11 protein-coding genes are annotated in these 10,572 nt (G+C 69.4%); 5 read left to right on the forward strand and 6 right to left on the reverse strand.

What is annotated here, in order from left to right:
- The first annotated feature begins 48 nt into the window (after nucleotides 1-48).
- The 3 genes from prmC to B551_RS16135 all read left to right on the forward strand — a co-directional run bounded on the left by prmC (nucleotide 49) and on the right by B551_RS16135 (nucleotide 2,035).
- Nucleotides 49-972 (forward strand): peptide chain release factor N(5)-glutamine methyltransferase, encoded by a 924-nt coding sequence (gene prmC / locus B551_RS16125; protein ID WP_006577775.1) that lies wholly within the window; start codon nucleotides 49-51, stop codon nucleotides 970-972.
- A gap of 135 nt (nucleotides 973-1,107) precedes the next feature.
- A complete protein-coding gene (gene grxD / locus B551_RS16130; protein ID WP_006577774.1) occupies nucleotides 1,108-1,419 on the forward strand; it encodes a Grx4 family monothiol glutaredoxin in 312 nt (103 codons plus the stop codon).
- A gap of 16 nt (nucleotides 1,420-1,435) precedes the next feature.
- Nucleotides 1,436-2,035 carry a UbiX family flavin prenyltransferase gene (locus B551_RS16135; RefSeq protein ID WP_006577773.1) on the forward strand — a complete coding sequence of 200 codons (600 nt, stop codon included), beginning with the start codon at nucleotides 1,436-1,438 and terminating at the stop codon, nucleotides 2,033-2,035.
- Between the two features lie 65 nt (nucleotides 2,036-2,100).
- On the opposite strand, the gene B551_RS16140 is transcribed toward B551_RS16135, so the two are convergent.
- The 3 genes from B551_RS16140 to B551_RS16150 all read right to left on the reverse strand — a co-directional run bounded on the left by B551_RS16140 (nucleotide 2,101) and on the right by B551_RS16150 (nucleotide 5,203).
- Entirely contained in the window at nucleotides 2,101-2,349 is a 249-nt protein-coding gene (locus tag B551_RS16140; RefSeq protein WP_023264537.1) for a hypothetical protein, read from the reverse strand.
- A 170-nt stretch (nucleotides 2,350-2,519) separates the two neighbouring features.
- The gene (locus tag B551_RS16145) at nucleotides 2,520-4,040 is read right to left on the reverse strand and encodes an aldehyde dehydrogenase family protein (RefSeq protein ID WP_023264538.1); all 1,521 of its coding nucleotides are present in this window, start codon (nucleotides 4,038-4,040) and stop codon (nucleotides 2,520-2,522) included.
- The gene (locus B551_RS16150) at nucleotides 4,037-5,203 is read right to left on the reverse strand and encodes a saccharopine dehydrogenase family protein (protein WP_006579560.1); all 1,167 of its coding nucleotides are present in this window, start codon (nucleotides 5,201-5,203) and stop codon (nucleotides 4,037-4,039) included. Before B551_RS16150 ends, B551_RS16145 begins: the two co-directional genes overlap by 4 nt.
- Before the next feature lie 232 nt (nucleotides 5,204-5,435).
- On the opposite strand from B551_RS16150, the gene B551_RS16155 reads away from it, so the two are divergent.
- Entirely contained in the window at nucleotides 5,436-5,885 is a 450-nt protein-coding gene (locus B551_RS16155) for an Lrp/AsnC family transcriptional regulator (protein ID WP_006579561.1), read from the forward strand.
- Nucleotides 5,886-6,039: 154 nt separating this feature from the next.
- A complete protein-coding gene (gene dapB, locus B551_RS16160; protein ID WP_006579562.1) occupies nucleotides 6,040-6,849 on the forward strand; it encodes a 4-hydroxy-tetrahydrodipicolinate reductase in 810 nt (269 codons plus the stop codon).
- A 99-nt stretch (nucleotides 6,850-6,948) separates the two neighbouring features.
- On the opposite strand, the gene B551_RS16165 is transcribed toward dapB, so the two are convergent.
- From B551_RS16165 to B551_RS16175, 3 genes are all read right to left on the reverse strand, one after another.
- Nucleotides 6,949-7,716 carry a hypothetical protein gene (locus B551_RS16165; RefSeq protein WP_023264540.1) on the reverse strand — a complete coding sequence of 256 codons (768 nt, stop codon included), beginning with the start codon at nucleotides 7,714-7,716 and terminating at the stop codon, nucleotides 6,949-6,951.
- Between the two features lie 561 nt (nucleotides 7,717-8,277).
- Nucleotides 8,278-9,300: a tripartite tricarboxylate transporter substrate binding protein gene (locus B551_RS16170; protein WP_082928671.1), complete on the reverse strand. Its 1,023-nt coding sequence runs from the start codon at nucleotides 9,298-9,300 to the stop codon at nucleotides 8,278-8,280.
- A gap of 65 nt (nucleotides 9,301-9,365) precedes the next feature.
- Nucleotides 9,366-10,572 (reverse strand): AMP-binding protein (locus tag B551_RS16175; protein ID WP_043440252.1); only part of this gene is annotated, 1,207 nt, incomplete at its 5' end.

The raw sequence follows: 10,572 nt of genomic DNA on the forward strand, positions 1-10,572 counted from the left end.
CGGCACAGTGCCGGCGGGGCTCTCGTCTTTTTGATGGCCTCGATTCCAATGAACGATTCCCCGTCCTCCGCACCGCTGCAGTCCGGCACCCTGCCGCCGCAGGCGACGCTGCGCGAGGCGCTGGGCGCGATGACCCAGGCCGGCCTGCCGGCGCTGGAAGCGCGGATGCTGCTGACCCATGTGACGGGGCTCACTCGCACGCAGCTGATCACGCGGGATACGCAGCCGCTCGACCCCGCTCAGCACGCCGCGCTCGGCGCGCTGTTCGCGCGGCGGCTGGCGGGCGAACCGATGGCCTATCTGGTCGGCGAGCGCGAGTTCTACGGCCGCCCGTTCCGTGTCAGTCCCGCGGTGCTGATTCCGCGTCCGGACACCGAGATCGCGGTGCAGGCGGCGCTGGCCCGCCTGACGGGCACGCAGGCGCCGCGGGTGCTGGACCTCGGCACCGGCTCGGGCATCCTCGCCGTCACGCTGGCCTGCGAACGGCCCGATGCGCGGGTCTGGGCGACCGACATCTCGCCCGCGGCGCTCGACATCGCGCGCGCCAATGCGGCCGCGCTGGGGGCAGGCAACGTCGTCTTCCTCGAATCGGATTGGTATGCGGCGCTGCCTGCCGACGCCCGCTTCACCATGATCGTCAGCAATCCGCCCTATATCGCGGCCGGCGATCCGCATCTGTCCAGCGGCGATCTGCGCTTCGAACCGGTCGATGCGCTGACCGACCATGGCGACGGGCTGTCCGACCTCGCCACCATCGTCGCGGGCGCCGGCCCGCACCTGCAAGCGGGCGGATGGCTGCTGATGGAACATGGCTTCGACCAGGGCGACGCCGCCCGGCAACTGCTGCGCGACGCGGGCTTTGGCGAGGTCTTCACCGAGCGCGACCTGGGCGGCAACGAACGCTGCAGCGGCGGCCGCTGGGCGGGCGGCGATGCCGATGTCGACACCGCCGGCACTGGGTCCAAGGCCTGAAGCGGTGGTCCGAATCCGGTAGAATCGTCCCGATCCCGCGCGCCACCGTTCGGCTTTTCATGCCATCGGCCGGCGCGCGTCTCCGACTCCATGGCGCGCGGTTCGCCTCAGCGCCCCTCTTCCGAAGCGAAAATCATGAGTGACGTGCAACAAAAGATCGACCAGATCGTCAAGGGCCATCCCGTCGTGCTGTTCATGAAGGGCACGGCGCAGTTTCCGATGTGCGGCTTCTCGGGCCGCGCGATCCAGATCCTGAAGGCCTGCGGCGTCGACGCGCCGATGACGGTCAACGTGCTGGAAGACGACGGCATCCGCCAGGGCATCAAGGAATACGCCAACTGGCCGACCATTCCGCAGCTCTACGTCAACGGCGAGTTCGTCGGCGGCTCGGACATCATGATGGAGATGTACCAGAGCGGCGAGCTGCAAACGCTGCTGAAGGGCTGACGTCCTGGAAACCGCGATGAGCGCCGGGCCTGCCGCCGCGCCACGGCGCGTGATCGTCGCGATCACCGGCGCCACCGGTGCCGTCTATGGCGTGCGCCTGCTGCAGGTACTGCGCGCGGTCGCCGATGTCGAAACGCATCTGCTGATCTCGCCGGCGGGCGTGATGAACCTGCAGCACGAGCTCGACATCGGCAAGGCCGAGGCCGAGGCCCTGGCCGACGTGGTGCACAACGTGCGCGATATCGGCGCGACCATCGCCAGCGGTTCGTTCCGGGCGCACGCGATGGTGATCGCGCCGTGTTCGATGCGCACGCTTGCCGCGATCGCGCACGGCCTGTCCGACAACCTGATCACCCGCGCGGCCGACGTCACGCTGAAGGAGCGCCGCAAGCTGGTGCTGATGGTGCGCGAGACGCCGCTGAATCTGGCGCACCTGCGCAATATGACGGCCGTCACCGAAATGGGCGGCATCGTCTTTCCGCCGGTGCCCGGGTTCTATCAGAAGCCCGATACCATCGCGCAGCTGGTCGACCATACGATCGGCCGCGTGCTCGACCTGATCGACGTGCCGCAAACGCTGGCGCCGAGCTGGGCCGGCCTGAACGGACAGATCTGAGCCGCTCGCATCGCGGCGTCCTGCCGGCCACGGCGGCCACCCTTGCGATTCACCCCCTTCCGGTATCAGCGCCAGTGCCCGCGTCCATGGCCATGCCAGTGGCCGTGCCCGCCGCGGTAATAGCCTCGGTGATAGCCGCGATACGGATAGCCGTAGTAGTAAGGCCGCGGAGCGACCACCACCGGCGGCGGCGCGACATAGACGGGCGCCCCCACGCCAACCGTGACGCCGGCATCCACCGGCGCCGGGTAGACGGCGCAGCCGCTCAGGCCTGCCGCCGCCAATGCCCCCAGACCTGCCAACCACGCTTTCATTTTTTGCCCCTGTTATACGGAATGAATGACGCCGTTATACGGGGCGAGTTGGTAATACGGGGTCAGGGCCCTGTAACCTGCGTTACGGTTCCCTACAAGGCGGGCGGCGGGCGGCCGGCCATCGCGCGGGAGGGCCGTGTTAACCCTTGGGGCGGCCGGCCTTTCCCCCCTCACAGATCGAAGCGGATGCCCTGCGCCAGCGGCAGCGCGTCGCCGTAGTTGATGGTGTTGGTCGCGCGCCGCATATAGCCCTTCCACGCATCCGAGCCTGACTCGCGCCCGCCGCCGGTTGCCTTCTCTCCGCCGAAGGCGCCGCCAATCTCCGCGCCGCTGGTGCCGATATTGACGTTGGCGATGCCGCAGTCGCTGCCGGCCGACGACAGGAAGCGCTCGGCCTCGCGCAGCGACTCGGTGAAGATGCACGACGACAGGCCGTGCGCCGCCGCGTTGTTCAGCGCGATGGCCTCCTCCAGCGAGGTGTATGGCATCAGGTACAGGATCGGCGCGAAGGTCTCGGTCAGCATGGTGTCATGCTGCGTGTCGGTGACCACCAGCGCCGGCCGCATATAGCAGGCATGCGGATAGCGGTCGGCCAGCAGCCGTTCGCCGCCATGCACGGCGTTGCCCTGGGCGCGGCAGCTGGCCAGCGCATTGGCCATGTTGTCGCCGGCGGCGCGGTCGATCAGCGGGCCGACCAGCGTGCCCGCCTCGAGCGGATCGCCGACCGGCAGGCGGGCGAAGATCTGCGTCAGCTGCTCGCGCACCGTGCCGAACAGATCGGCATGGATGAAGGCGCGGCGCAGCGTGGTGCAGCGTTGTCCTGCGGTGCCCGCCGCGGCGAACGTCATCGCGCGCAAGGTCAGCGAAAGATCGGCCGACGGCGCGACGATGGCCGCGTTGTTGCCGCCGAGTTCGAGGATGCTGCGCTTGAACTGCCCGGCGCAGGCGATGCCGACCTCGCGCCCCATCCGCGTCGAACCGGTCGCGCTGACCAGCCGCACATCGGGATGGGCGACCAGCCGCTCGCCCAGTTGCCGGCCGCCGCACAGCACCGTGGCGATGCCCGCGTGCTCGGGCGCCGCGGCCTCGATCACGCGATCGAGCAGGGCCTGCATCGCCAGCGCGCATTGCGGCGTCTTCTCCGAAGGCTTCCATACCACCGCGTTGCCGCAGACCAGCGCCAGCGCGGCGTTCCACGCCCACACCGCGACCGGGAAGTTGAACGCCGAAATCACGCCGCAGACGCCGAACGGATGCCAGGTCTCGCGCATCGCATGCTGCGGCCGCTCGCTGGCGATCGTCAGCCCATGCAGCTGGCGCGACAGGCCGACCGCGAAGTCGCAGATGTCGATCATCTCCTGCACCTCGCCCAGCCCTTCCTGCAGGATCTTGCCGGTCTCGAGCGAGACCAGTTCGCCCAGCGCGCCGCGGTGTTCGCGCAGCACCTCGCCGAAGCGCCGCACCACCTCGCCGCGCACCGGCGCCGGCACCAGCGCCCAGCCGCTCTGCGCGGCATGGGCCTGCGCGATGCGGGCGTTCGCCTCGTCGGCACTGCAGGGGGCGATATGGCCGAATACCTCGCCGTCGATCGGCGAACGCGCCGGCAGCGCGCCGGGGCCGCCGGCACCGTCGCGCCAGGGAATGGGCTGGCCGATGGCGCGCCAGCAGCGCTCGAATGCGTCGGCTTTCATGCGAGGGCCTCCTGTAGCGGATGGCAGGTGTAGTGCCTGCCGAAACGATTGGCGAGGAAGGCCTCGAGCCGCATGTCCTCCTGGCGGACGAAGCCCCGCTGCGGCAATTGGCCGGCGATCACCATGTCGAGCGCGGCGCAGACGCCCGCGGCGGTGGTCAGCTGGATCGCGTTCAGATGGCCGTGCTCGCCCTCGGCGCCGCCGATGCGCGCGGAGAACGACGCCTGCGTCAGCGGGCCCAGCCGTCCGTCCTCGCCGGCCGTGCGTCCCGTGGCGCTGGCGAACACGACCACCACGTCCTGCTCGGTCAGCGGAATCGCGCTGTCGAAGATCTCGCGCAGCCAGTCGCGCCGTTCGCGCAGCCGCAGATCGTCGAGCAGCAGCTTGATCACCGCGCAATGGCCAGGATAGCGGATCGACTTGTAATCGACGTGGCGGGCGCGCCCGGCCAGCGTTTCCGGCAGCGTGCCGAGCCCGCCCGAGGTATGGAAGGCCTCGTATTCGATGCCGTCCAGCGCGAAGCTCTCCAGCCCTTCCAGCGCCGGCACCTCGACGCGGCGGCCGTCGACGATGGCCTCACAGGGGTTGCAGTACTCGTTGATCAGCCCCTCGGTGCTCCAGGTCAGGTTGTACTTCAGCGCATTGTTCGGATAGCGCGGCAGCGCGCCGACGCGCATGCGCAGGTCCAGCAGCTGGCCGCCGCCGCGCAGGAAGCGCTGCGCCAGGTCATGGCCGACCACGCCGATGAAACCGGGCGCCAGTCCGCATTGCGGCATCAGCACCGCGTGCGCATCGTTGGCCAACGTGCGGATCGCGCGCGTCGCGGCGACATCTTCTGTCAGGTCGAAATAGTGCACGCCCATTTCAGCAGCGACGGTCGCCACCGGCACCGCGGCGTGGAACGGCAAGGCATTGATCACCGCCGCGGCGCCTGCCAGCGCGTCGATGCAGGCCTGCCGCTCGGACGGATCGGCCACGCGGGTGGAGACGCCCGCGGGCAGCGCGTCGAGCGCGTCGCGATAGCGGTCGACCACGGTCACCGCATAGTCGCCGCTGTCCCGCAGCATGCCGGCGATGGTGCGGCCGATCTTGCCGGCACCGAGCACGGTGACGGGCACAGCCGCACCGGAACGAGCCGAAGGGAAGGAAAGGTTGTTGTTCATGACGGTCCTCCGACGCGGGGAAAGGAAGCGCGCTGGTCGCGCCGGGCATGGCTGCGCAGCACTTGCAACGCCATGCCGTAATCGAAGTATGGTCTGCGGCGCCGTCGGATTGAACAGACAACATTGACGAAAACCCGCCATAATCGGTCGATATGACGGCATCGGCCGACGAAACGACGATACGCCGGCGCCGCACCGACTCGCGAAACCCAAACCCCGATACCTGTACCGCATGACCGATCTCGACCAGACCGACCGTCACCTGCTGTCGCTGCTGCAGGCCAATGCGCGCGACAGCGCCGCCAACCTGGCGCGCAAGCTCGGCATCGCGCGCACCACCGTGGTCGCGCGGATCGCGCGGCTGGAGCGGCTCGGCGTGATTGCCGGCTATGGCGTGCGGCTGGGGCAGCAGATGGAGGACAACGCGATCCTCGCCTTCTGCGGGCTGTCGGTGCAGCCCAAGACCGCGCCGACGGTATTGCGCGCGCTGCAGCGCTTTCCCGAGGTGGTCGAGCTCGATTCGGTCAGCGGGCCGGTCGACTACATGGCGGTGATCCGCTGCGACACGCACGCGCGTCTGGACAAGCTGCTCGACGAGATCGGCGCGCTCGACGGCGTGAACCACACCAGCACGTCAATCGTGCTGGCGCGCAAGATCGATCGGCGACGGCCGGTGGGATAACGGTCAGCCTTTCCGCAGCCGCTTGCGCGCCCGTCTGCGCACTTTGCGCAAACGCGGCAAACTGGCGGGCTGTCCGCGGAACGCGGGAACGCGGGAACGCGGGGAGCGCGGGCACCGCAACATCGCAACATATGGCTTCAGGAGGAATTTGCCGATGAACACACCAATCCGTGTCGCCGTGGGCGGCGTGACCGGCTGGGCCGGCGGCGAACTCGCGCGCGGCGTCGCGCACGCGCAGGACATGACGCTGGTCGCGGGGCTCTCGCGCGGTGCGGCCGGCCAGACGCTGGCACAGCTGACCGGCCATGCCGACACGCCCGGCAAGGCGGTGGCGAGCATCGCCGAGCTGGCCGGCACGCCATACGACGTCTACGTCGAATACACCAAGCCGGACATCGCCAAGCACAACATCCTGCAGGCGTTGGCGCAGGGCGCCCATGTGGTGGTGGGCACCTCGGGGCTGTCGGACGAGGACTATGCGGAGATCGACGCCGCCGCGCGGGCGGCCGACCGCGGCGTGCTGGCCTGCGGCAATTTCGCCATCACCGTGGTGCTGCTGCAGAAGTTCGCCGAGATGGCCGCGCGCCATCTGGACCAGTGGGAAATCATCGACTACGCCAAGGCCGGCAAGGTCGATGTGCCATCAGGCACCGTACGGGAGCTGGCCTACCGGCTTGGGCAGGTCAAGGCCGCCGCGCAGACGGTGCCGCTGGACCAGGTCAAGGGACCGGTCGAGACCCGCGGCGCGACGATGTCGGGCACGCAGGTCCACGCGGTGCGGCTGCCCGGCTATCAGCTCGGTGTCGAGGTGATCTTCGGCGCCGACGGCCAGCGGCTGCATCTGAAGCACGAGGCCGGCGACGGCTCCAAACCCTATGTGTCGGGCGCGCTGCTGGCGATCCGCAAGGTACATACCTTGCGCGGCGTCGTGCGGGGCCTGGACAAGGTGATGGAGGGGCTGTAAGGCGCAACTACGTCGCCCCCGCGAACGCGGGGGCCCAGCGACTTCATCGGCTCACAGTCAAAGCCGCTGGGTTCCCGCCTGCGCGGGAACGACACAGGCTTACCAGCTGCCCGGCTTGCCGTCGCCCTCGCCCTTCTTCGGCTTCTGCGCCACGGCCTTCGGCGCGCTTGGCGCCGAGGCGGCGCCTGGGTTCAGTTGCTGCGTGATCGCCGCATCCTTCTGCGCCATCACCGTGCGGGCGCGCGGCAGCAACAGCTCGATGCTGCCGGTGTCGGGGTCGTCGGGAATCGAATAGACCTCGACCGTCAGCGGCGCCTGCATCCAACCGGCGTGGACGCTGTTGACGCTCTTGCCGTCCTTGTCCAGCAGCGCGACCTGCTCCTCGCGAAACGGCTTGCCGTAGCGCGCGGTCAGCGTGCGCAGCGTCGACTGTTCCGAGCGCACGCCGTCGGTCGGCACGATCAGGCCGACCAGCGCATTGCGATCGACCACTGCCAAAGCATGCGGGCCGTCCATGAAGGCCGGGCGCTGCTTGCGGGGCACGCCCACCTGGCGCATCGCGCCATCGCCACGCACTTCCACGCAGAAGGCGGTCACATCGGTGCCGTCCGGCGTGCGCTTGTCCGCGCAGTCGGGCAGGTCGGGCATCGGATTGCCGATCTTCAGCGCGCCGAGCAGCGGCGCCAGCAGATCGGCTTCGGGCGAGGTTGTAGCGGTAGAAGGGGCGGCGGGCGGGGCGGAAGCGGGCTTGGCGGCGTTCGCCGACGGGGCGGCGGCCGCGCTGGCCGCATGGACTGCAGGCGCCGCGGCCAGCACACCGGCCGCGGTAAAACCGGCCACAGCCAGGCCGGCAAGTTGGAATCGCATTCAAACTCCTGGTTTTGGGGTCGGGCGTTGGAGCGACCGGGCCGCCCGATGTTCCGGATGTGACGCCGCCGCGAGCGATGGGCACGCCCGGGTGCGTGGGGTGTCGCCGGGGCTGCACATTGTCGGCGCGGCGATAGGCAACGCGGCAAGTGTGGCGGCGGCAGGAGCGCCGGGCGGCGGCGCACAACTATACCCGCTTCGGGACATCGATCCGGCGATGCACGGACCGGGCAGCGTCAGCGTGCGGGCGCCCTTGCCCTCTCCCCCGCCCCTCTCCCGCAAGCGGGAGAGGGGAGCGAACCAACGATGGTTCAGTCGCGTCGTGCCCGGTTACGCCCTCTCCTGCGCGGATCAGTCGCGTGGCAGCCCGTTACTCCCTCGCCCGCTTGCGGGAGAGCGAACCAACGATGGTTCAGTCGCGTCGCGCCCGGTTACGCCGCCCGGTTACGCCTCTCCTGCGCGGATCGGTCGCGTGGCAGCCGGTTACTCCCCTCGCCCGCTTGCGGGAGAGGGGCTGGGGGAGAGGGCAAGCAGCGCCCGCAAACCCCAAGGCGCCCGCCCTCAATCCAGCGAGATATTCTTCGCCCGAATCACCTTGCCCCAGTGCTCGCGGTCCGCGGCGACGTAGCGGTCGATCTCCGCCTGGCTCATCGGCTGCAGCACCTGCAGGCCGAGCCCGTTGAAGGTCGCGCGGAATTGCGGGTCGCGCAGGGTCTGGTCCGCCGCGGCGCGCAGCTTCTCGACCGCCTCGGGCGGCGTCTGCGCCGGCACCGCCAGCCCGAACCAGGTCGCCGCCTGGAAGTTCGGATGGGTCTCGGCCACCGTCGGCACATTGGGCAGCACGTCGAGCCGGTTGCGGCTGGTCACCGCCAGCGCCTTCAGCTTGCCGGCCTTGATATGCGGCAGCGAGGTGCTGACCACATCGACCATCAACTGCACGTCGTTGGCGAGCAGCGCCGCCAGCGCCGGCGCGCTGCCGTTGTACGGCACATGGGTCAGCTCGATGCCGAGCTCGGTCTTCAGCATCTCGGTGGCCAGCTGCAGCGCGTTGCCCAGGCCCACCGAGCTGTAGTTCAGCTTGCCGCCCTGGCTCTTCGCGTAAGCAGCGAACTCGCGGATGTTGTTGGCCGGCACCTGCGTATTGGTCACCACCACCAGCGGCACTTCCGCGCCGATGCTGAAGATCTTGAAGTCCTTCGGCGGGTCGTAGGTGATCTTCTTGTACAGCATCGGGTTCAGCACCATGCTGCCGTTGGTCGCGAAGCCGACCGTATAGCCGTCGGCCGGCGCACGGGCAACCAGGTTGGTACCGATCATCGTGGCCGCGCCAGGCTTGTTGTCGACCACCACCGGCTGCTTCAGCATCTTGCTCATGCCCTCGGCCAACGCGCGGCCGAACTGGTCTGTCGATCCGCCGGGCGTGTAGGGCACCACCAGTTTGATCGGGTGGTCCGGATAGGCCGCGCCGGCCGCCGTCACGGCGCCAAACATCGCTGCCAATATCGCCGCCAACATCAGCGCCAACTTCGCGCCCACCGCGGCGGTGCCTCGCAGGGCCCGCCCTGCCGTTTTCCAGCGTTGCATGGTGTCTCCTCCGTTATGTCCTGCTTCGTGGTGTGCCGCGTTCCGGCCGGGGATACCGGCCGTGTTCAAACGCGCCGCGTCCGCCCCTGCCAGTATTGGTCGCGCAGACGGCGTTTGGCGAGCTTGCCGGTCTCGTCGCGCGGCAGCTGCTCGGCGATCACGATCGTGCGTGGCACCTTGAAGCCCGACAGCCGTTCCCGCAGCCACGCGATCATCTCGTCCTCGTCGAGCCGCTCCCCCGGCATCGGCTGCACCATCGCCAGCAGCCGCTCGCCGTATTCGTCGTCGGGCACGCCGAACACCACGCAATCGGCCACGCCCGGATAGCGCACCAGCTGGTGCTCGATCTCGGCTGGATAGATGTTGACGCCGCCCGAGATCACCATGTCCGAGGCGCGGTCGCACAGGAACAGATAGCCGTCGGCGTCCAGATAGCCCATGTCGCCCAGCGTCACCAGGCCGTCGATATCGATCGCGCGGCGCGCCGCATCGTTGTTGCGGTAGGTGAAGTCCGGGTACGCGGGCTGGCGCACATAGATCAGGCCGACCTCGCCGGTCTCGCACGGCGTACCGTCCTCGCGCAGGATGCGCACGCTGGCCTGGTCGACCGGCCGCCCCGCGGTGCCGGGCCTGGCCAGCGCATCGGCGGGCGTGGCGACGGTGACCATGCCGGCCTCGCTCGACGCATACGTTTCGTGGATCACCGGGCCCAGCCATTCGAGCATCGCCCGCTTGACCTCGGGCGCGCACGGCGAGCCGGTCGAGGCGACGAAGCGAAGCGACGACAGGTCGTAGCGCCGGCGTACCGCGTCGGGCAGCTTCAGCAGCCTCACATACATGATCGGCACCAGGTAGACGACATCGATGCGATGCCGCTCGATCAGTGCCAGCACCTCTTCGGCGTCGAAGCGCGGCGTCAGCACCAGCCGCTCGGCCATCTGCAGCGCGTTCTGGATGAAGACGCCGGGCGCGCTGTGATACAGCGGCGCCGACATCAGCGCACGGCAGCCCGGCACGATGCCGATCGCCTGCGCCACCACCGAGCGCATCGCGGCCTGCTGCACGTCGAGCCGGTCGAGCGGCACCGCCTGGCGCAGCACGCCCTTGGGCCGGCCGGTGGTGCCCGAGGTATAGGCCATATGGCCGCGCGGCGCGACACGCGGGCCATCGTAGGGCGCCTGGGCAGCGAGCCACGGCTCGTACGCCACGGCATCGAGCCCTGCCGGCGCGCCGACCGCGCCGGCCGCGCCGACCGCCAGCACCGGCATGCCG

It is taken from the genome of Cupriavidus sp. HPC(L) (genome assembly GCF_000307735.3).
Taxonomy (GTDB): Bacteria; Pseudomonadota; Gammaproteobacteria; order Burkholderiales; family Burkholderiaceae; genus Cupriavidus.